Origin of the sequence: Flavobacterium sp. GCM10023249, from assembly GCF_042653365.1 — a bacterium.
Taxonomy (GTDB): domain Bacteria; phylum Bacteroidota; class Bacteroidia; order Flavobacteriales; family Flavobacteriaceae; genus Flavobacterium.
This window is the reverse complement of sequence record NZ_JBHSHZ010000015.1, coordinates 61,723-84,384: the sequence shown is the minus strand read 5'-3', so window position 1 is coordinate 84,384 and position 22,662 is coordinate 61,723. Positions and strand designations below refer to the sequence as shown.

Annotated in this window: 18 protein-coding genes; 10 read left to right on the top strand and 8 right to left on the bottom strand. The window is 29.0% G+C overall.

From position 1 onward, the window contains the following. The 6 genes from ACFO7M_RS13365 to ACFO7M_RS13340 all read right to left on the bottom strand — a co-directional run bounded on the left by ACFO7M_RS13365 (position 1) and on the right by ACFO7M_RS13340 (position 8,378). Positions 1-2,175: a GmrSD restriction endonuclease domain-containing protein gene (locus ACFO7M_RS13365; RefSeq protein WP_379736168.1), complete on the bottom strand. Its 2,175-nt coding sequence runs from the start codon at positions 2,173-2,175 to the stop codon at positions 1-3. Next, positions 2,165-3,946, bottom strand: a complete 1,782-nt coding sequence (locus ACFO7M_RS13360) for a DUF262 domain-containing protein (protein WP_379736167.1) — start codon at positions 3,944-3,946, stop codon at positions 2,165-2,167. The genes ACFO7M_RS13365 and ACFO7M_RS13360 overlap by 11 nt, the downstream gene beginning before the upstream one ends. 9 nt (positions 3,947-3,955) lie before the next feature. Continuing rightward, positions 3,956-5,158 (bottom strand): restriction endonuclease subunit S, encoded by a 1,203-nt coding sequence (locus ACFO7M_RS13355; RefSeq protein WP_379736165.1) that lies wholly within the window; start codon positions 5,156-5,158, stop codon positions 3,956-3,958. Then, the gene (locus ACFO7M_RS13350) at positions 5,158-6,714 is read right to left on the bottom strand and encodes an N-6 DNA methylase (protein WP_379736162.1); all 1,557 of its coding nucleotides are present in this window, start codon (positions 6,712-6,714) and stop codon (positions 5,158-5,160) included. The genes ACFO7M_RS13355 and ACFO7M_RS13350 overlap by 1 nt, the downstream gene beginning before the upstream one ends. Beyond that, a complete protein-coding gene (locus ACFO7M_RS13345; RefSeq protein WP_379736160.1) occupies positions 6,714-7,046 on the bottom strand; it encodes an HIRAN domain-containing protein in 333 nt (110 codons plus the stop codon). The genes ACFO7M_RS13350 and ACFO7M_RS13345 overlap by 1 nt, the downstream gene beginning before the upstream one ends. Before the next feature lie 66 nt (positions 7,047-7,112). After that, positions 7,113-8,378 (bottom strand): DUF2130 domain-containing protein, encoded by a 1,266-nt coding sequence (locus ACFO7M_RS13340; RefSeq protein ID WP_379736158.1) that lies wholly within the window; start codon positions 8,376-8,378, stop codon positions 7,113-7,115. Between the two features lie 370 nt (positions 8,379-8,748). On the opposite strand from ACFO7M_RS13340, the gene ACFO7M_RS13335 reads away from it, so the two are divergent. From ACFO7M_RS13335 to ACFO7M_RS13320, 4 genes are all read left to right on the top strand, one after another. Next, the gene (locus ACFO7M_RS13335) at positions 8,749-9,075 is read left to right on the top strand and encodes a hypothetical protein (RefSeq protein WP_379736156.1); all 327 of its coding nucleotides are present in this window, start codon (positions 8,749-8,751) and stop codon (positions 9,073-9,075) included. A 57-nt stretch (positions 9,076-9,132) separates the two neighbouring features. Beyond that, positions 9,133-9,483, top strand: coding sequence for a hypothetical protein (locus ACFO7M_RS13330; protein ID WP_379736154.1), 351 nt, complete (start codon positions 9,133-9,135; stop codon positions 9,481-9,483). Between the two features lie 25 nt (positions 9,484-9,508). Further along, on the top strand, positions 9,509-9,922 hold the full coding sequence (locus ACFO7M_RS13325) for a hypothetical protein (RefSeq protein ID WP_379736152.1): 414 nt from the start codon (positions 9,509-9,511) through the stop codon (positions 9,920-9,922). Between the two features lie 242 nt (positions 9,923-10,164). Further along, positions 10,165-10,782, top strand: coding sequence for a recombinase family protein (locus ACFO7M_RS13320; RefSeq protein ID WP_379736150.1), 618 nt, complete (start codon positions 10,165-10,167; stop codon positions 10,780-10,782). Positions 10,783-10,808: 26 nt separating this feature from the next. Here ACFO7M_RS13320 and ACFO7M_RS13315 read toward each other — a convergent pair whose 3' ends face one another. After that, a complete protein-coding gene (locus ACFO7M_RS13315) occupies positions 10,809-12,020 on the bottom strand; it encodes a hypothetical protein (RefSeq protein ID WP_379736148.1) in 1,212 nt (403 codons plus the stop codon). Positions 12,021-12,341: 321 nt separating this feature from the next. Next, positions 12,342-12,617, bottom strand: a complete 276-nt coding sequence (locus tag ACFO7M_RS13310; RefSeq protein ID WP_379736147.1) for a helix-turn-helix domain-containing protein — start codon at positions 12,615-12,617, stop codon at positions 12,342-12,344. 109 nt (positions 12,618-12,726) lie between these two features. On the opposite strand from ACFO7M_RS13310, the gene ACFO7M_RS13305 reads away from it, so the two are divergent. From ACFO7M_RS13305 to ACFO7M_RS13280, 6 genes are all read left to right on the top strand, one after another. Further along, positions 12,727-13,533: a hypothetical protein gene (locus ACFO7M_RS13305; protein WP_379736145.1), complete on the top strand. Its 807-nt coding sequence runs from the start codon at positions 12,727-12,729 to the stop codon at positions 13,531-13,533. Positions 13,534-13,888: 355 nt separating this feature from the next. Continuing rightward, complete coding sequence (locus ACFO7M_RS13300) at positions 13,889-18,133, top strand: AAA domain-containing protein (protein ID WP_379736143.1); 4,245 nt, start codon at positions 13,889-13,891, stop codon at positions 18,131-18,133. Position 18,134: 1 nt separating this feature from the next. Further along, positions 18,135-19,493, top strand: a complete 1,359-nt coding sequence (locus tag ACFO7M_RS13295) for a hypothetical protein (protein ID WP_379736141.1) — start codon at positions 18,135-18,137, stop codon at positions 19,491-19,493. A gap of 2 nt (positions 19,494-19,495) precedes the next feature. After that, positions 19,496-20,941: a phospholipase D-like domain-containing protein gene (locus ACFO7M_RS13290; RefSeq protein ID WP_379736139.1), complete on the top strand. Its 1,446-nt coding sequence runs from the start codon at positions 19,496-19,498 to the stop codon at positions 20,939-20,941. Beyond that, positions 20,941-21,519: a hypothetical protein gene (locus ACFO7M_RS13285; protein WP_379736137.1), complete on the top strand. Its 579-nt coding sequence runs from the start codon at positions 20,941-20,943 to the stop codon at positions 21,517-21,519. The genes ACFO7M_RS13290 and ACFO7M_RS13285 overlap by 1 nt, the downstream gene beginning before the upstream one ends. After that, positions 21,516-22,628 carry a Card1-like endonuclease domain-containing protein gene (locus ACFO7M_RS13280; protein WP_379736135.1) on the top strand — a complete coding sequence of 371 codons (1,113 nt, stop codon included), beginning with the start codon at positions 21,516-21,518 and terminating at the stop codon, positions 22,626-22,628. Before ACFO7M_RS13285 ends, ACFO7M_RS13280 begins: the two co-directional genes overlap by 4 nt. Positions 22,629-22,662: the final 34 nt, after the last annotated feature.

The window sequence follows — 22,662 nt, the reverse complement described above, 5'->3', positions numbered from 1 at the left end:
TTAACTTAGAACTAAATTCATTTCTCCAAATTTAGAACAAATTGTCTTTAGTAAGATTATTACCGCATTTTTTTCTTTAATTCCTGTATTTAAATAATAACGATTGCCTTCTTGTTCAAATCTTAAATTATTTAGCAAGTCAACTAAAGTTTCTGGATATTCATTTTCATTTCTATCAAAAAAACTTAACACAAAACTATTCTCATAAATAAAAATATCCAAAGCAAAGTTATGTTTGTTATTATAAGTCCATTGATCTAAAAATGCACAAGGTTCATCTACTGTTTCATGATAATCACTATTCGTAAAAGGCTGTATAGGTTTATTTCTTATAATCGTTGTAAAAAAATCATAAGTATAAAGTTCTGCTTTACGTTTCCAATTGTTTGCATGACTTCTGGATAAATAAATTTTTTCAAAATTCATCTTAATTTGATAATTACAACAATATGGCAATATTTCCTTGTTATTAATAAAAATATTTTTCCAATCGTTTTCAGAATAATTTTTAATAATCATATTTAAATCTTCTTCAATTGTTTCTATTTGAATATGATCCAATAAAGTTTTTAAAACCAAAGTTTTATTCTCATCATTAAATACTTTTCTCCAATTATCATTTTTTGCACGAAGTCCTAATTCAAAATTACAGAACGTTTTATTGTCAACTATGTAATTGCCACAAGCCAATAATGCTCTTTGAAAAAGAAATTCATTATTTTCTTTAAAATTTGTAAATAGAATATCTAATTTATTTGCGTAATTCCTAAATGTATCCAAGTCATACGTTCCGTTAACTTTTGCGTAATTTAAGATAAAGCCAATCTGTCCGTCGAAATATAAGTTTTTTTCAATTTTTAGAATTTCTTTTTCCCAATCGAAATCTTGCTTCTGAATTAATTCTACTTTAATTCGTTCTTCTTCTTGCTGATTTTTTATAAAACCAGAAACAAAATTATTTCCAAGGATGTAATTATACACATCATTCAACCCTTTGCTTAATTGATTTACTGACCTTATGGCTGTATAATATTCCGTTGGGCTTTGAATTAGAGTATTATTTATTAAGTTACAACATACACGCATCCAATTTTCATAAACGGTCTTATTACTTTGATTAATTTCTCCTTGACTAATAAAAAATTTAGTCAAAGCATAAAATCGAACTCTTTCCCAATAAGAAATAGAGGTACTTTTAATAAAATCCTTGAAATAGTTTTCGCCATCTGGGTATGTTCTTAAGGCATCTAAAATTTCTTTTATATGAGCTATTGATGAATTAGAGTTATGATAAACAGATTCATAATGTTCAAACAAATAATAACTATCTAAAAAGCTTTTATCTGCATCATTTTTTTCCACATAAAAATTAAGAGTTAGATTATGGAAAAAATTATAAAATTGATTATCAATATTTTTAATTTCTAATGATTCATTCAAACTTTCAAGTTTCCAAAAAATGTCGTACCAATCATTATCTAATTTGGACTTTTCATCATCATGCAGAAAATACGAAAAGTTAGCTTTGAAGTTTTCAAATTCAGTTAATGGCTTTCCTCTGGAGTTCATTTTTATATAAAGCTCATCAGTTAACTTAAACTTATCTAAGGGCAGATAGTTAAATGTTATTGAGCATTTTTCACCTATAAGGTTTTCAAAAAGCGAAGTTTCCACATCTAAAAATTGGTTTTGAATAATATCCAGCATATTCAAAATCGCTTTTATAGTCGGATCAGATTTCCATGACAATGAAAACCATTTTTGATCTTCAATTTGATCACTTACAATTTTGATTTTATCAAAGTCTACAATCCCTTTCAAGACTAAGTTTTTACAAAAATCTTGTGAGCTTGCCCTTGTCTCATAACTAAAACCAACTAAGACATCCTTAACGTCTTGAGTTATTTTTCCTTCTTTTGTTGCTATATACCAATGAAGCAGAAATAATGTTGTTAAACGTTGCTGACCATCTAATGGGATAAACTTATTTTCGCTTGTTTTCCCATAAACGAAATCAAGATTTAATATTTCGTTTTTAAGTATTTTACTCTTGATTTTTGCAATAAAACCATTCGCTATTCTACTTTCCTCTTTTCTGCCTTGTGCATAATCACGCTGAATAATTGGAATTTCGATTTTATTTTGAGAAATAAGCTTCCAAAAACTAATTTTCATTGGTATTTTTTTTAGGTAAATAATCAGTCAATATTTTTTCAAGTTCCTGATAATAGGCGTTTTGATCTTCAAGATTCCAGCTTACATTTTGCTCTACATTTTTGGAATAATATTTCATAAAAACATTTTTGGTTCCTATAGGAATAAAAGAACCTTTTTCATCCAGCTCTTTAATTCTGTCTTTTTTTATTGGAAAAATATTATTGTTTAAAGAAGAATTATCATCCCTGCTTAGTAACGCCATGTTTTGAATAGAATGTTCTGCATTTATATCTGAAAACTTGGAGAACAAATCATTTTGTAACGTATTAAATTCCTGATCACTAATTTCCCTTTTTTGCAGTAACTGAAGGATATTTTCAAAAACAACTTTGTCTGTATTCTCAAAATATTTTTTTTGATCTTCTAACAAATAACGCCTTTGTTTTTCTGTTTTTAAATCCTCAGAATTTTGTGCGTGGATGTGCTCCAAACTCCAATTTTCTTCTTTAAATTTTTCGAAAGGGAATCGGTTGTAATTGCTTTTCATTGTTGTGAGTACATTAAACAGCAACAAAGCATTATGAGTCTCATGATAACTATCTTCATAAGACAGTTCACTTAATTCACAGCTAAACTGTGAAGTAATCTTCTTTTTTAATGATTCTATAAAATTGGTTTTAGTTTCATTTGCAGCGAGAGAAACAATATCTGAAATATTGTTTTTATGATTAGAATGAATTAAGTAACCAATTAAATGATAATATTCGTTATGATTATAAAAATCTATAAATTGACGGTAGTGCGATTTTATTTTATCCCATAAATATTCCTTAGCCTCTTCAACCGTTCCGGGATTCTTTTCTGGAACAAGTTTGTTATTTATCAACTCATTAAAAACATAAAAAGTATACAAATCATCGTCTTTATGTTTTGAATCTATTGATGTTAATTTGGCATATTTATGAGCCATCAGATCAAAAATAAGCTCTATATGATTGGAGCCTTTATATGATTTTGAGGTTAGAAAATACCAGAAATTCTTATCCTGCAAGTTATTTTCCATCTGATCCCATTCGTAACCCATTTGTAGCTGATATCTTAGTTTTTCTTGATCTTCTTTATTAGTGACAAAAAACAAGGCTTTAACAAGTTCTGCATTAGTTAAAGGTATTTTGCCCATATTTAAGCGAGTAAAAATTTCAATAGGATCTTTAATTTCCTCAACCACCTCATACCAAATAAAACGAACGTTATTAGCGCTGTCTATACCTTCTTTATTGTTTGTTTTTAAAAGTGTATTTAGAAAATCAACAATATTTATTTCTCCTTTTGCAAACCAATTTTTAATAGTGAGGTAAGCTTGGCTCATATGATAAAAATCGGAATTGGTTTTATCCAGATCCTCAATATTTGCAAGATTGTTTAAGAATTCTTTACTACTACAACCCTCTTTTTCGCGAGTTTCATACTCTATTGTATATAAAGCATCTGATTTAAACATTAGCTTTCTTTCTTCTTTTAAACATGACAAAAGAATGAACAATGTTGTCAAGCGTTGTTGACCATCAATGACTTCATAGTAACCATTTTTTTTGATGACCACTATGGGTTGTAAGCAATAAAACTCGCCTTTTTCTTTATTTTCCTTTTCTTGGAATTCCTGAATATCTTCAAGTAGATTAATCACTTCCTTTTGGGTCCAGCGGTAACCTCTTTGATAGGATGGAATAAAAAAGTGATTGTTTAAAAAATCAGGCTCTCCGATGGCTTTTAATGTGATATTGTTCATGCTGTGTTTTTAATTTAACTCCCCCTTAAACGCACGTTGCAACAAACTCTGAAACAACGCCTCACTTTTTCCCAAAGCTTCCTGCGCTTGTTGTTTTTGGGTTTCAATTAGTTGTACTCTTTCCGCGAATTGGTTTTGAAGTTCAATAGAAGGTGAAATGAAAGGAAACTTTTTAAAATCAGACATTGGTGGAAAATTTGGAATTCCAGCACCTCTATTGGCATCAAAATATTTTTCTCTAAAATTTTTATGTGTAAAATGGAAAATGAAAAAGTCATTTCTCATAATTGTCTCATCTAAAGCTACTTTTAATAGGGCTTGATTAATTATACCTTTTTTTGCATTTTTTGGAATAACAGCAAGTTTACCAAGATAAACACCTGAACAACTAATAATAATATCTCCAGGCTTTACTTCAAATCCTTTTAATTCATTAAATTTCTCTTCATTTATGAAATATCTCGCCATAGAAAAATCATTGTTTAAAGCATGAAACTGTTCATAAACCAAATAACCTTCTTCAACAAAGATTTCCTTTTTTAATGCACCACCAAAAGGCCCTCTTTTAATAGAACCTTTTTCTTTTTTGGTCAGTTCTTCAATGGTTTTTGTTTTCCAGTATTTTTCATTTCTAACCGGATCCCCAAACATATCCAAAAACAAACTTTGCGTTAAGGTATCATATTTTTCAATAAGTTGTTTGTTGTATTGGCGCAGTGCATTAGCTTTGTCGAGAATGGTGGCTATTTTTTGTTGGGTTAGGAGGTCGGGGAGGGGGATTTCAAGTTCTTTAACTATTCCTAATGAAATATTTTGCAATGCAGCACCAACTGCTCGATTTAATAATCTGTTTTTTATTGTTGTAAACCAAAATCTCAGATATTTAATATCTAATTTAGATTCATCTTTTATATTAATTCCAAGAATAGCTTGATTTGTTGATAAATCAATTTCTGCAATAGCTGTCTTACCAACTGAACCATACATTGCTAAAAGAAGTGTGCCTTTTTTGAATAATCTATTATTGATAGACTTCAAACCCTCAGCGGTTATGTATTCTTCGGTTTCGTATATGTTTCCGTCGTTACTTTTTTCCAAGTCGCTAATTTTAGACCACGGAATTGTACCTCCATTGTAAAATTCAGATTTACCTCTCGATGGAGTTCCTCCACTTTGCATTTTACAAAGTTCATGTAATTTAACCATCTCCATTACCCTAACATTTTTTCTAAATCGGCTAAGGCTTCTCTACGTTTGGCATCAATCTCTTTAATATCAGCAATAATGGTTTGTGGTTTTTCATACTGTACTTCTTCGTACACCATTTCCTTATAACGATTTATGCTCAAGTCGTAATCGTTGGCTACAATATCGGCTTTAGGAACTAAAAACGATTTTTGGGTACGATCTGAAAAACCTTCAACCTGATTTTCTGAATTTGAGATACGATGATAATCCAGTAAAATATTCGGAATATCACATTTATCTTTTACTTCATCCAAAATATTTTCCGGCTCGGTAAAACATTGCTCTAATGCATCTTCAGATACTAATAAATTACGTTTGTCGTCTAAACTAAAACCATCGGCCTGCATGTCGTAAAACCAAACCTTATCGGTACCGCCACTATTGGTTTTAGTAAACAATAATATCGCAGTACTCACGCCGGCATAAGGCTTGAACACACCACTCGGCATAGAAATCACTCCTTGAAGCTGTTGGTTTTCCACCAATTCTTTTCGGATACTTTTATGTGCGCCTGAACTTCCGAACAAGACGCCATCCGGAACAATAACGGCCGCTCTTCCACCCAATTTCAGCATGCGCAGAATTAAAGCCAGGAACAATAATTCGGTTTTCTTAGTTTTGGTAACTTGTAATAAGCTACTTTCTACCTCATCATAATCCAAAGCACCTTTAAATGGTGGATTTGCTAATACTAACGAAAACTGCCCGCTGATGTCGTTGCTTTCTGCCAAAGCACTACCGCCAATTAAATTGGGATTTTCCATACCGTGCAATTGCAGGTTCATAGAAGCAATACGCATCATGGAAGGGTCTATTTCCAGTCCGTTGAACATATTGGTATTGAAATGATCACGAAAGTCTTTCTCCAAAAACCAATTCGGTTGTGTGTCGTGCAAATATTGTCCGGCAGCTACCAAAAAACCGGCTGTTCCTAATGATGGGTCACAAATAGTGTCTTCTTTTTGCGGTTGCGTCAACTCTACCATCATACGGATAATATGTCGCGGGGTACGGAATTGTCCGTTGGTTCCCGCTTCGGCAATTTTGCCTAACATGTATTCGTATAAATCGCCTTTGGTATCACGGTTGTCCAAAGGCAACTTGTCTATTTGCTGTACAACTCGGTCTAACAGTTTAGATGTAGCAATCATGAAAGTTGCGCCTTTGATGTATTCGGTAAATTTACCACCGTCGGCACCAAGGGTTTTCATAAAATCGAAAACGGTTAAATCATTCAAATGTCTCTGCGGGCGTGTAAACAATTCGAACATTACTTCCGGATCTTTATCTTTAAAATACGACCAACGTAACTCTCTTTGTTCGGCGGTATAGATTGGTTTTTTATGCGTACCGCCTAACATAGCAATTTCCTTTTCAATCAGGATTTGACGGTCGTCTAATTGTTTTAAGAAAATAAGATAGGTAAACTGTTCGATAACTGTTAACGGGTTGGAAATGCCTCCTGTCCAGAAGTCATTCCATATTTTGTCTATTTGAGATTTTAATTCGCCTGTAATCATTATAAATCTTTGTTTTTTAATAAGTGTATTACCACTCGAATTTGGCATTCGGGGTGTTCAGTTGGGTCGATTTGTTGAATGCTTGCTTCAAAGATAGTATTGTATCCCATAATTAGCAACTTATAAAAGATTCTGTTTTCAGATTTTGGAACAAAACCCAGTTTGTGCTCATCAAAATAAATAGCCACGGCTCTGGCGTCGAACTTATTATCTTGTTCTACTTTTAACTGAAGTTTCGTTCCTATCTTTAAATTCTCAAAACATTGAGTGGCTTCATAATATGTTAGTCCTGCAATGTTGAAATTCGCTAAATGTTCTCTTGTGTTTGTCATGATTTCTTTTTCTTTATGATTATATAGCAAAGCTATTTTATAACTATGCAGAAATAGTGCAGTGATTTATTCTTCCAATAAGTCAAATTGATTTTCGAGTTCTAAAGCTTTTACTTTTTGTATCGCGTTTCCAGCAATACCTTGAATGGAACCGTACATACCTATGGTATTATCAATAACCTTTTCAATTTGCTTTTCACGTTGTTTCCAACTGCGTTGCATGGCGTTTTTTTCTTTTTGTAAATCGGATTGCATTTGCGAAAAACCTTCTACAATACCTTCAATTCGCAAACGAAATTCATTACTGGTCAAGAAATTATACAACATTTCCATTTTATCGCCTTTGTTTTCTTGAGATTGTAACGCCTGACTAACTTGGATTAACGATTGTCGAAGTACGGCACTCAATCCTTTAAATTCTTCAAACGTACAAATCCAAATTCCTTCTTTCATACCCATTCTTTCCATATCCGCAGGCATTACTTCGGTTACTAATACTCCAATATTGGCTTTCTTTTCCCGAATATCATTTTTGAATTTCTCAATCCAAGCCGGCTGGAAGCTTTTGGTTCGTTTACTTTCGTAATAAATGGTTCCGCAATTTTGCTGTTCACGTGTATTTACAGTTTGCAAACAATCGGCTCCTGAAACTCCTTTTTTAATTTCCTCTATAAAATCTAATGGAAATTGTGCTGATAGATAATCTTCAATAGCTAATTCCAGTACTTCTCCCTGCATTTGCATAGAACCTTGTTCCTGCTTGCGCTTCATCTCCTCAGTTAGTTTTTTCTGATCTTCTATTTGTTTCAGCAATTCTTTTTCACGCAATTCGCTTTTCTCTTTTTCCAACTTCTGAATACGATCACGCTCCAAAGTAAGTTTTTCATTTAATTGCTTTTCGGCAGCAGCTTCCAAAGTATCTTTCATTTCGAGTTTTTCGCGCTCCAGTTTTGCTATTTCTGCGGTCATTTTATTCAGATCACGAAGTTTTTCAGATTTCTCTGCTAATTCTTTATTGAGAAGTTCCAACTGATCTTTTTGCTCATCAGCTAATTTTGCTTTCAGTTTTTCAGTTATAATTTTCTCAGCTTCTTTCTTTTCTTTTTCCAAACGTTCAGCAAACAATTCGTTTTCTTTTTGCTTTTGAATTTCGAATTCAGCTTTGGCAGACTCAAGAGCTTCTTTTTTAGCGATTAGTTCTTTTTCCTGTTGATTTGCTTTTTGCTGAAATTCTTTACGTAAACTATCTTCTATCTGATGCTTTAGTATATCATTTACATCGATAGAATTTCCACAATTAGGACATTGAACGGAAGATGAAGTTGTGTTCATAATTTATATTTTAAGATTATGAGACAAACTTATTAATTAACTATGCAGAATTAGTGCAGTGATTTTTTTAGCTTTTATATGATAAATTCAACTTAACAGAATAGGTAATTTTTAGATTATTCAAATAGAATAAGCAACCTCATATAAACATATAAGATCAATCAAAAAGGGAATTATTCCAGTGTTCTTTAATATTATGAAAAACACTTGAAATGAATTTATTTCTATGAAATATTGGTTTCAAAAATTTAAAAAGTGCACAACAATAGAATGATAGTATTTATAATATTTAAAAAATATTTATTTACAATATAAAAAATATTTGTTTTGTATTTATTTTTAATATAAATTTGCATCATAAAATTTTATTATGGAAAATAACAAAAAAGGGGTTGGAAGAAAGCCTAAAATTGATAAAAAGGTGACCATCAATTTATATGTTCTGCAAAGTGTAGTTGATGAGTTCGGTGATGGATATGCATTAAGAGATTTTCTTTACAAGAGTATAGAAGAAAAAATTAATGGCGTACCAGATCTTGATCAGATTGACGATAAAAAATTTTTAGCTGAAATGTTACACTGGTGGAAAACAGAACAACGAAACAAAGTTATTGATGACATTTTAGGACCAAATAACAATGGTAATGAGGATGTTGCTAAGAAAAGGAATGATACAATAGATGATATTTTAGAATAAGATGTTAAAATACACGAGAAAAAGAAGAATATTGATAAAAGAAAAACTATATAAATTATGAAGAAAGAAACAATAATTAAAAGAATTGAGGCCGCAAGAGGGAATGGTCATTTTTCCTGGATGGGAATTGATGTGATAAATGGAAATCTTGTTAGGCCAACAAGTACCGAAAAACACAGGCGTTTTGGATATTATACGGACTGTAGGAAAGATGAAGTTACAGCCTATTTAAAGTTATTAAAAATAGATTATATTTTAGGAAATGATGCCCCACGTGGAGGAGCAACGGGAAATTACATAAAACTTTCTACAAAGGGCATGAGACAAACAAAAGAATACAGAGAGTGGATAAAAATGGATGAAGCTCAAAGAATAAGAGTTACAACAATAAATCAAATTTTAAACTAATTAAAAATTAAAAAACAATTAATATATGAATAAACAAAAAAGCAGTTTTGGTTATAACCAAAAAAAATACTTAAGCTCAGTAAAAAATCTTACTAAAGTTAAAATTGACTCAAATCAATTAATGAAGAAATATGGTTTAACTATTGATGAGATTAAACTTTTAAATCAATTAGATGTATTTAAACAATACGAAAACATTCCTACAAGAACTAATGGTATCAAAAATGGCAAATTTGTAGAAGCGCATCCTATATCTGTTGCAGCATATGATCTATATTATGGAATGCATAAAATTTTAAATAATGGTGTTCAAATTTCTAACGACTATATTATTTTTGGAAATTTAGCCTTTAATCTTTTGGAAACTAAATCCAATATGAATTTAGCAAAATCTATATTCAACAAAGTCTCACCACACTTATATTCAAAATGTTTTTAAACCTAAGCTATGAAAACTAAATAAAAAGCCTATCAAACAAATGATAGGCTTTATTTTTTAACATCAATTAAATCTTTAACTTTTAGACACTTCATATTTAAAAAATGTATCAAATTGACACTGTATCAAAATAAATCTACAACACTTAAAATAATACATTTCAAAATGTATCAATATTAGTCTTTGATTTATTTTGTGAAGTCACGAAAATGCTGTAATTTCTGGCAATAAATAATTTCGGTATGGAAAAAGCGGTAATTATAGCCCGGTGTTCAACTAATGAAAGCAAACAAGATGTTAGTCGTCAAAGTAAAGAGTTAATTTCAAATTATGGTAGCCAATACGAAATTGTAAAAGAATTTACTTACTACAAATCGGGAACAAAAAATGATGAAGTAAATGGTGAGATATTAGATTATGCCATCAAACAAAATGTGAAGCATATTATTGCAATTGAAATTTCAAGGATATCTCGTAAAATCTCAACATTCGCTTTATTTTTGGAAAAATGTAACGAGAACAAAATCAACATCATTATTGACAACTTTAAACTTCATACACTCCTACCATCTGGAGAACCTAACGGAATGGTTCAGATAATGCTTAGTATAGCTTCCACTTTCGCATCGTTAGAATTAAGCTTGATTAAGGAACGTCTAAATTCTGGCCGTGAAAAATTCATTAATGAAGGTGGAAAATTAGGACGAAAGGTTGGTTACAAAAAAACTGATGATAAATTTATCGATGAAAACAGGGACATTGTTAAATATCTAAAAGGAAATCAATCGATTAGAAACATAATGAAACTTACCGGTAAATCCTCTGGTACAATAATGAAAGTAAAAAAGATGGTAGCATAGCATATAATTTGCTATATGGTTTTTAATTACTTTAAGGTTACACTTAAATTCAGATTACTGAATTCATCTCTAATTATTTTTTTTAAATCATCATAATTATCCCTTGTCGTCATGACACTATCGTGACGTGTTATTTTTTTGAAAGGTAGAACTCCAATCTTCTTAACGAATATTTCGCTTTCTATTTTCTGCAACATTACAGCTAATTTATTCTCTTTTTTTAGATTATTAATCTGATCTACTAAATTTGGATACATCTGATTTAAAGCCTTATAAATCAACCCTCCTTTCAAAGGCCTATTAGAAAAGAACAAATATCTGTATGACATTATTTTAAATCTATCAGTAGTCCAGCCAATTAAGGAAGCCATTTTACTATAAAAAAGCCCCTCTTCAACATCTTTTTTATATTCTTCATTATCAATTAAATGTGCTAACAAAAGAGGCTGACAGTTGGCAACATCTAATTCAATGATTTCTTCGTTGTAAAGCTGGAGAAAAGGCAAGGTTACCGATGGCAGGTTAGTGAAAGAACTATAAAACCTTCCTTCCTTGGAAACTTTAAACCATAGATTTTTATATTGTATTTTCAGAGCTGTATTTATATACTTTATTATTCTATCTGGTGTAAGAAATCTTTGAATGAACACTCCATTAATCAATTTGCCTTTTAATTCCATTCCTTCATTCATATATAACCAAGAAATGAATTCGTCAAGTTGTATGGTTGTGTTGTAACTATCAATAATTAAAGACTTATACTCAGGATACAGATCAATCCAAAATTCCATCTTTTTTGTGTTGCGAAAAATGATTTCAAAATCAATTTCTACTTCTGTAAATTGAGTTTGACTAAGGAAATTTGTTTTGACTTTATATGACTTTGAAAAAGGACTATGATTATTACTTCTTAAATTAGAACTATTAGGACTGCAATATTTATGGTTAATTTCAATAAGTTTCCATTTGGACAAAAAGTTTAGAAGTTCATTATATTCGTATGTTTTAGGCTTATAATAAAACTTTATAGGCTTAAAACTATTTCTTGATATATTCACAAAATGTCTTAGTGATTTTTCAAAATTATCAACTTGATGAGAAAAAATTATATACCACAAATTGATTAGTTTACTATTTAACTTTTGTTTTTGCTTTATATTTATATGTTCGAATTCTTTCTCATTGGATATGCAGAAATTTATCGATTCTATTAATGCACTTGGCAATTTGATTTTCATTTGTACTTTCTTTTCTGTTATTAGGTCACTTATTTTATATTAACCGTATAAAAGAAAGTTGTGTGTGTTTTATCTTTTTATGATGATAAAAGACGAATTAGAAAATTGGGACACATTTGATATATAAATAATAAAGAAGTATTAATTGTACTAAATTGATAATTTTGATTTTGATATATTGAACTTGCCATTTAGAATAAGTTCCTATTCAAGATTTTTACCTATTAAATAACCAATATTAAATGGTAAGTGAAAGAGTTAAACTCACAAAAACCATTAATAAAAAAACCGAAATTTATAATTCCGGTTTCATTAAACAAATCAATTAAGTTCTATTTTTTTCATTATTTCATCCTTGTGATAATACACCTTTCTCCCTATTTTTTGGGCAAGTAATTCCCCACTATTATTCCAATGGAAAAGAGTCGTTAAAGAAACTTGAAGTAGTTTAGCCGCTTGCTTTCTTGTTAAAAGCTTATCCTCTTTCTTCTTTTTTTCTTTTTTTGGCTTGTTTTTAAGAGCCTCTTCTACTGATTCAGCAATCAACTTTTTTAAATCGGCAACTGTAATTTGCACCAACATTGTATTTTCTCCCATAATATTCTTTTTATTAATACTTATATGAAGTACATATTGAAAAGTTTATTTTTTTAAAAAAAATACTTTGAAGATGTACCAACTTAATATATAATAATAAAAACGTATCATGCTAACTACATATTGTTTAATAAACTGCGATGGAGATATCTTCAAAATCAATTTTAAAAAAAACAAAATTACAGCTCAAGCTTTGCTGAAAAATGGTGAAGGAAAAATAATCTTCGATGTAAGTAAATTTTCAATAATTCAGTATTTACATTCCGGAATTACTCTAAAAGGACTTTTAGAAAAATCAAAACAAATTGAATTTTATGATTTCGCAACAAGATCAATTTCAACAATTAACAAAATGAATGTTGGTAATCTTTCTTGCGGTGATGATCTATATAACGATTTACCAAGCGATATGATATTGTCTTTTCCTAAAAGGATTGAATTAGCCGTTAGGGTAAGTCATATAGACAGTGAATATGCCAAAATACTGGAATTGGTTCGTCATTATTTTTATTTAAGAGAAAAACATGAGTTTTTATCATTAACATTTTCAAAAAAAAAATTTGAAATAACACACGGCTGTTATCAAGCTATGATTGATTTGCGCCATTTTTTAATCGAAAGTGAAATACCCATTTTATTTGCCAGCGAAAGAGATATCAAGTTTTTAAATATTGACAAACTTGATCTCAAAAAAGAATGTGGTTTATGTCTAAAAAAAATTGGCAGCAAAGATCTTTTCGAATTGACTAATATAGAGACAAATTATTTGGTATATCATCTGTCAGATCTTGTTGCTGACTTAAACAAAAGGCCAAGGTTTTGGAATAAAACTGCAAAAAAGGAATATTTAAAACAATATGCAGATCATTATTTACCTTTTAAACGAGATTTAATAATTAATGATATTTTAAATTAAATAAAAAAATAGAAATATATAGATATAATCATTCTATTGTTCCTCAGTTTTATATCTGAAATTATTTTCTTCACCGTTTTTAGTGATGTGAGCATCATTAAAAATAGTGATTAAAATTTCATTTTATTAATATTCTTAGTTTTTCATCTTAGTTTTTATCAAATTTGAAAACAGTTATTGAATGATTTAAAATTGGATCTAAAATAATTATTAATTTAATGGATTTTAAAATTCTACTTTCGAATTTTTTATAGATTAATAAAAAGAGTTTTATGATGAGTTTTAATATTTAATTCCGCTAAAAACTTTTCATAATCTTAAAATGTTTTTCAACAAATCAACTGAGATTTAAATAATGAGTGAAAGAAGCATCCGAATAAATAAAGTACTTAGGGAATTAAATATTTCTCTCGATAGAGCTGTGGATTTTTTAAAAGATAAGGGTATTCTAATTGAAAATAGTCCCAATGCAAAAATTTCTAAAGCTGAATTTAATATTCTGCAAAATCAATTTGCAATTGATAGGAGAAAAATGGAAATTTCTAAAGAGGTAGGGGAACAAAAAAGAAATGAGAAAAAGCTACTTCAAATAAAAAGAGAGAAAGAAATTGATTACAAAATAAAGCTAAATGAAGAGTGGAGGAAACCAAAAGAAATTGTAAAGCCTAAAACTATTTTATCTGAGCATGTTAATTCAACAAGAAAAGATGGTAAGTTTTTAACTATAGGTGAAAATGTTAATGTACAAATAACTAAAATAGTAGCTCCTTCTCAAATCTTGACTGATTTAATTGATGGTTATATAGGTAGACTTTCCTTAATTAATATTGATTGGTCATTTCCTCAAAGTGAACAAATATTTAAAAAATATAAAGTAGGAGATTTTATTAATTGCGAAATTTTATATGTTAATGAAGAAAGTAAACAAGTTGTCTTAAGTCAAAAGAATCTTGTCACACCTTTAACACGAACTGTTAAATGGGAAAGACTGGAACGAGGTGAAGAATTTGATGTTGAAATTATTCAGGATTTAAATAATATTTGCGTTGTTCAAACTAAAAACAAATTATTTGGAATCATTAGAAAATCACTTCTAAGCGACCAAAAACAAGAGTTACGATTAAAAATCAATGGGAAATTTGAAGGATCAAGTTTACTGGATTTTATACCGCCATATCAGGAACAATTTGACGATGTTGAAATTGAAGAACCTTTTGAGGATCATTTAAATTTTATTGAAGAAGAATTACAATCGTTTAGTAAATTCAAAAAAACACTACTGGGGCAAAATGCAACAGATAAACAAATTCAAATAATCAAAAATGGATTTGATTTAGATACTAAAATTTTCAGCAAAGAAATAGATACGGGCTTAACATTATACATACAATTTTTAATAAGCGATGGATCTTATGAAAACACGTTAAAGAATCAGGCTATTCCTTATTTTTTAAATGGGGAGTTCTATAGCGAACAAAATGAAAAAAAAATACTTGAAAAGTTATCAAATGAAAAGTATTGGTTCAGAATTAATAAAAAAGATAAGAATTCTGGGAGCAATAAAGAAACAAGCGAAGTTGTTGAATTTTCATTGTATAATGACGAAACTAATTTTTTTGGAGAAGTAGTAGTGTCAAAAGACAAAAAAGACGTTAGATTTCTTATCAAAAATTTCAGTTTCGGTCAAAGTTTTTCATCTGCAACTAATGCAAAAAAAAATAATGCGAAAAATGGTTCGTTTCTTTTTTCTAATAAATTAAAAATACTTGCTCCTTTAGGAGCATTACCATTTGATAATTCTCAAAAAGAGTTCTTGAACTATAGTTTAACAAAGCTGGAATGTTTCGAAATAATTGAAAAATTAAAAATTGAAACAGGAGAAATATTAAGGCAAGAGGGAAGAACCTTAACAATAATTGATAAGTTTTTGGAATATCAAATTAGTTTATTAGCCAACGATAAAGAAAATAATGCTTTTGTTGAGAGATTCGATAAAATCAATAGTAGCAATGGCGGAATTGCAATAAAACTTCCGAGAGAAGTTGGGGATAAATTAGATCTTGAAGAAGGAACATTTGTAAATGTAAAACTGTATCAAAAAGAAAAATTAGCAAAATTATCAGAAGGTTTTATTTCTATTCAAGAAGACAATTACATATTAAACTTTAATAGAGATATTAATGTAGAAACATTGCAAAATGGATTTTATTTAGACAAAAAGGTTTCAACCAAACAATTTGATATTCAACGTGAAATAATCAAAGATTTTTTAGAGAAAAAAATTAAAATTGATCACATAGAATCTTTATTGGTAAACCCTTCAAAAATTAAAACCCCAATTCTAAAAAGTCTGAGATTTAAAAACAGTGATTTAGCACGAACGGAAACAGAACAACCAGATAACATTCAGGTTAGAGCAGTCAAAAAAGCAATTGGAAATAAAAATATTTTTTTAGTTCAGGGTCCCCCAGGTACTGGTAAGACTACTGTAATAGCAGAAATTATAGAGCAATTAACCGCTAACAATGAAAAGATATTAGTTTCTGGTCAAAATCACGTCGCAGTAGATAACGTGCTTGAAAAAATAGCTAAGAATCCTAACTTAAATTTACTTCGTGTTGGTAATCCGGAACGTATCGATCAAAGTTTATTAAAATATTGCTATGATAATCTGGTCGAGGAATACAAAATTGACTACAAGGCTTTTATAAAAAATCAAAAATTACTAACTGAAGTGTTTTTGGAATTTATTAAAATGAACTTTGAAAAGATAAGTATTGTAGAAGCATTTAATGTGAAAGTAAACGAAGTTATCAAAGATTATATTTATTTAGAGGAAACGTTTAAACAAAAGCATTTTGCTTTAAGAGATAGCTTAATGGGTTTGTCAGTTAAAGAACTTATTGAAACTATTGAAGCTCTTTCACACTGGGAAAACTCATTTAATAATGAATATGAAATTTTGTTGCAACCAATCATTTATAATTCTGTTGATGTAGTTTTTGCAACTTGTATTGGAATTAAAGGAGATAAAATATTTAAAGAAAGTAATTTCAAATTCGACACGGTAATTATTGATGAGGCAGGTAAAGCTAACATAGCTGAAACATTAGTTGCTATTGAGTTAGGCAAAAAAGTAATATTGGTGGGAGATCAAATGCAGCTACCGCCATATATGGACAGTTCTTTAATTGATAGGGAAGATCTAAACAGTTTTCCAAATTCAATTTATGGGATGGGATATGCCCAAGAAGAAATCATACATGCTTTAAAAACATCTTTTTTCGAATTCTTAATCAACAGAATTGAGGGTGAACAATTTCCGTCAGAAAACAAAGAAATGTTGAATTACCAACATAGAATGCACCCGAATATAGGAAACTTTGTATCGGAGTCATTTTATGGTGCCAAAGTTTTCATGGGTAGCAGAACCCATCTGAATAGGATAGACATTCCGGCTCCTTTTGATAAAGAAATTGTATTTTTTGACACTTCAAATTCCAAAAACCCTTTTGAGCAGAAAGATGCTAATGCTGTAAAAAATGATACTGAAGCGGAAATTATTACCGAATTTATTTTACCTAAATTATTAGAAAATAATATTAAAGCAGAAAATATTGCAATTATTGCGCCTTATAAATTTCAAGTAGCCAACATTAAAGGACATCTCGCAAAATCAACAGCATGTCAAAATACAAACATTGATGTTGCTACTTTAGATTCATTTCAAGGAAAAGAATACGATATCATTATTTTTAGTTTTACCAGATCATCAGATCACAGTAAAGTGAAACCTATTGATGGTAAGAAAAAATATATTAAAGTAGGATTTTTAGATGATGCAAGAAGATTAAATGTGGCTTTTAGTAGAGCTAAAAAGAAATTGATTTTGGTGGGTAACGAAGCGACACTCACAGACAAACGTTCTCATTATGATGGCTTGTTTAATTACACAAATCTTTTTACAAAATTAGTGCAGTTAAGTAAAAATAGTGAAATGGGCAATTTCATAAATATTGCCGATTACCATAGTGGTTCTTCTCCATTTGAAAATTTTATAAAAAAACATACAGAAAAAGAGGTAGTCAATGCTAAATTTAAATTCTTAGGTAAAAAAAATGGAAAACCGTATGGAGTTCATTTTGAAGTAGATAATTTTCTTTGCTTACTTCCAATTTCATATATTTCTAATCATTCATTAATTGAATTTCAATCATTTAAAATAGATCAAGAAATAGAATTAATGATTGATGTTTTTAATAGAGAAAAAGAAGGTGTTATATTAAAATTTCCAAAGCCGGAACTAAAAAATAATGTGATCAAAATTGCAAAAAACTTTAGTAGAAATGAATCCATTATTGATAAAAAGAAAAGAATTTGGTCTGAAAAAAAGGATGATTTAGTAATAGGAAAAAGAATGAAAGGAAAAGTCGTTCACAAAGCTGAATATGGATTTATAATTGAAATGGAAAATGGAATAAGTGGATTATTGAATTATACAAATACCCCAAAACACATAGAACTTAAAACATATGAAACTATTGAGGTAATAATTATTAGAATAAATTATGAAAAACAGCAAATTTCATTAAAAATATAATATGGGATTATTTAGTATTGATTTTGAAAAATTATATGAAGATTTATCTTCAAAAGGAGAACAAATTTTAGGTATGTTTTGTATTCAGTATCCAATTTACTGTATTCATTCTGTCATTTTAGATGAAACTAAAGATCCTTTAGACAGTTTAGATAAAATAATTGTTGATTTTTTAATAGCGAAACCAAATTATTCACAGCTACAATTAGCGGCTTTATTGGGTGCGTCTAAAACATTAATTGAGATTAGATTGAATAAGCTAATTTATGATGGCCATATTATTACAGAAGGCAATAATTATTATTTAAGCGAACTTGGAAGGGAAGTTTTTATTGATAAAACAGTTACGAGACAGCATAGAAAGTCATTTGATTTTTACATTGATGGTATTTCACTAAAACCGCTGCCAAAAATGTTTTATACATTTTATAGTTCCAAGTATATTAACGAGAGTGATTCTGTTCTACGTACATATTCAAATGGTGAAACAAAATCATATAAGCCATTTGGCCCAGATATCGTTCACACGCCACTTTCAAAATCAAAAATAATTGATGAAATAAAAAAAATTGAATTTCAAAATAGAGAGGACATGAACATTCCTTTAGGTCTAATGGAAATTGAAGATTTGTCATTTTCAAAACTAACATTGCATTGTATAGTTAATGTTACAAAAAAAGAGAATGTTCTCAAGAAAGAACTTTTAGATGGGTACCCATTTTTTTTATTATCGGATAATAATACTTATTATGAGGCGGCAAGAAGGAATATGATCTTTTTTGAGAAAAACATTAAAGATAAAATTAAAGACCTTCAGTTTAAAATAGTAGTGCCCAGAAACAAACTGGAAAATACAGAAAATTTTAAACCAATCTTAACATCTAATTGGCAGGAAATTGACAGGCATAAAGACAGTGAAAATAAATGTTTTTCGTTTAGTAGTGAAGATTTAGTTAAAGTAATTGAAAAGACTTTTGATATAAAAAATGTAGATCCTGAGAACATTGTAAATGAAGAATCCGAGATAAGTATAGATATTAATAAAGAAATGTTGCTAAATGCTCCGGATAGAAAAAAATTAATCTCTAATATTATTAGAATGAGGGATTATAAGTTCGGGAACACCGATAATAATGTATTCATTTTATACATATACTATAAAACTACAGATGAATTTGTAAAGAAAGTGGTAGCACTAAAAAAAATATTGAATAGTATGAAAATTTCCGAAATAGATGTAGATACCTTCAATAGCAATTATCCGGAATATAAAGACAACTTAAGAAATTACATGGTAGCCGCTGGTGAATTTGATGTATTGGAAAAGTTAGATATTAAACAACATATGTTAGCTATATAATAATGGTAATCAATATAAAACATACCGATAATTTGGAATCAGGTGCATTTATCAGTAATGAAAAGGCAGAAGCTTTTAAAAATTATGATAAGAACGAAACAATTTTTATAACCCAAAGCAATAATGTGGGGCTAAAAAAGGAAATAATTAAAATTATTAATAAAAGTACGACTGTTCTCAAGATTTGTAGTTTTATTATTACCGACAAAGAGATATTCGATTTAATACTTGAAAAAGCAACAAGTTCAAATATTGCAATATTTATTTTAACACAATTAGATAAATCAAAGCTTAATAATCTTACCTCATTAAGTGATTTTTTAACTGAAGAAGAATTTAATGATAAAACCCATTCAATTCATTTAAATAATATTAAAAAGCTATATGATAATGGTGTTCATTTAAGAGCCTCTGAATCCGCTCATGCCAAATTTATTGTTTCAGACAGGGATTTAGGATTTATTATGAGTGCTAATTTAACTACACCATCATTAAACGAAAATACAGAATCAGGAGTTTACTTAGACAAAAAAAGTAGCGAAGAATTGGACAAACTTTTTGATTTAATATTTCTCAAAGGAACGAACTACACTAAATTTATTGATTCGACTAAGAAGAACAAAATGATGGTGGTAAATACTCAGGTTAATTATGCCTTTGATAACCTACCAAAAGCAACAGATTCCAATTTGAGATTCACATATTTAGACATAACTAACAATCTTCTTGACGAAATTATTAATATTATTGATAACGCTAATGAGTATCTATATATATCGACGTATAGTATTGTTGGATTACAATACATTCAAAAGTTAGTAGATGCGTTAGAAAATGCTGTAATAAGAGGAGTCAAAGTGTTATTATTCTGTAGGGGAATGAATTATAGAAATGATCATTTATCAGCATCGGAAATTTTGGCTAAGTTAGGATGTGAAATTTTTGCAAATTTTGACAACCATTCCAAGGGAGTAATATCTGAAACTGATGGATTAATTTTCACAGCCAATATTGATGGTAATCACGGTTTAATTAATGGGTTCGAAGTGGGTTATAAATTAAGTAAAAAACAAAGAGAACATTTTCTTGATTTTCATAGATATTTAATTAGTCATAGTAATTATAGATATATTACTACTCCGAAAAGAATCGATTTAATTAAAACATATATTAATTATGAGAAGTATAAAAAGATTTCTCCTCCACAGATTCCAGGGAACCTCATTGTAAAAGCAAAGGCGAATTTAAAAGTAGAAAAAGATGATTTAGTAAAACTTCCAATATTTTATGGAATATCAGACAAGAATACTCATTTAACAGTTGGTAATCACACTTATGATTGCGTTTTCGAGGGCAATACTTTTACAATACTTAAAAAACAATACTTTCAATTTAATGGAGAAAAATATTTTCTTAAATTTTTTAATCTAACATTAGAAATAGAATAATGAAAAAGAATATCCCATATTTAAATGAATGGCTTGAACTTGCAAGTTCAGGGAATTTCAGTAAAGCGCAAGAACTCTATTATGAAAATCTTTTTGAATCAGTTATAGATAATTTTAAAAGTAATTATCAAAATAGTATTCATTCAGGCGGTGTATTATTTTCAATTTTAGGATTTTCTCCTGAACCAATTATTTTAACGGCAAAGGCAGTGGATCCTGAAAAGCATATCATTTTTACAACGAATAACAAAAGTGATGGTAATGATTATCTGGAAAAATTTTTGGAATCAAATTATGAGATGATTTATATTGATGACGAAAATTTTAATACAATTTACAAAGCCCTAAAAGAAAGTTTGATTTTAAATCCAAATTCAAACATTACTCTTGATATTACAGGAGGTAAAAAATCTATGGTCGCGGCAGCCAGTATCTTTGGAAAAGATTATGGTTGTAAAATTGTATATGTTGATTTTAAAGAATATCTAAAAGAATTACGGAAACCAATGCCGGGTTCTGAAGTTTTAAATGTAGTATATGATCCTTTAATAAATCAACCCGAAGTATTTCTATTATGAAACATCAAATAGCTTTAGTAGGTGGTCAACTGTTACCAATTTATGTAGGGATTAAAGAATTCAACCCTGATAAAATTCATTTTATTGTATCAAAAGAATCTGTAGAAAGTCTAAATAATTTAAAACCAATGATTATAGGTGTATCACAAAGTGAGTACAAATGTAATCCATTTGATTTTTATGAAATAAAGGCAATTTGTGAGAAGATAATTCAAAAGGTAAATTCAGAAGATTCAATAATTTTTAATCTAACCGGAGGAACCAAAATTATGGTTTTAGCATGTCAAGCAATTATCCATGAAAAAGGTTTAAACGGATTTTATATAAATCAGGATGATTCTTTTTTAACACTGCCTTCTTACGATAGAAAAAGTATTGGTTATGAGTTATCTGTTAAAGAGTTTTTTGATATCAGCGGACATAGCACATATAATTATAAAACAATAAATGACTATATTGAAGATGATTTAAGAACTGCTGAAAAGATTAAAAACTTTGCAAATACCGATAGTAGGTACAAATTAATTATCGGAGCTTTTAGAAAAAAATATTTTAACAAAGGTGATTCATTACCAGTAAACGGTAAAGAATCAATTAACAATAATCTAAAAGTTATTTGGGATCAAATTTCAATAAACATTGAATCTAATAATAAGAATATTTTAAAATTAAATTCCAAGATTGTTCAAGAATTATTTTTCAAAGCTGTTTGGTGGGAGTTAATAGTTGCAAAAGAGATTGCAAATTCAAAAAACTTCAAAGAACTTTTTTTAGGCTTTGAACTTACTTTTAAGGCCGATAAAAATGTGACTAAGAATGAAATAGATGTTTTGATTAATACAGGAAAAAAACTAATTTTTATAGAGTGTAAATCTGGTCTTGTCAAGCAAGAAGATATAAATAAAATGAGAGTAGTTAAACAAACGTATGGTGGTGTAATTGCAAAATCTATCCTTATCTGTCGTGAATTGCCCAACCAATCAATAATAGAAAAGTGTAAAGAATTAGATATTGAATTGTTTTATTCATTTGCAATGAATAAAGAGGTCAATCCATTGAGTAAATTATCAAAAGTTATTAATGATTTGGAAAGAAAGACTTCAATATAAATTTAAAATCAGTTTAATGAATATCATTGCCTAA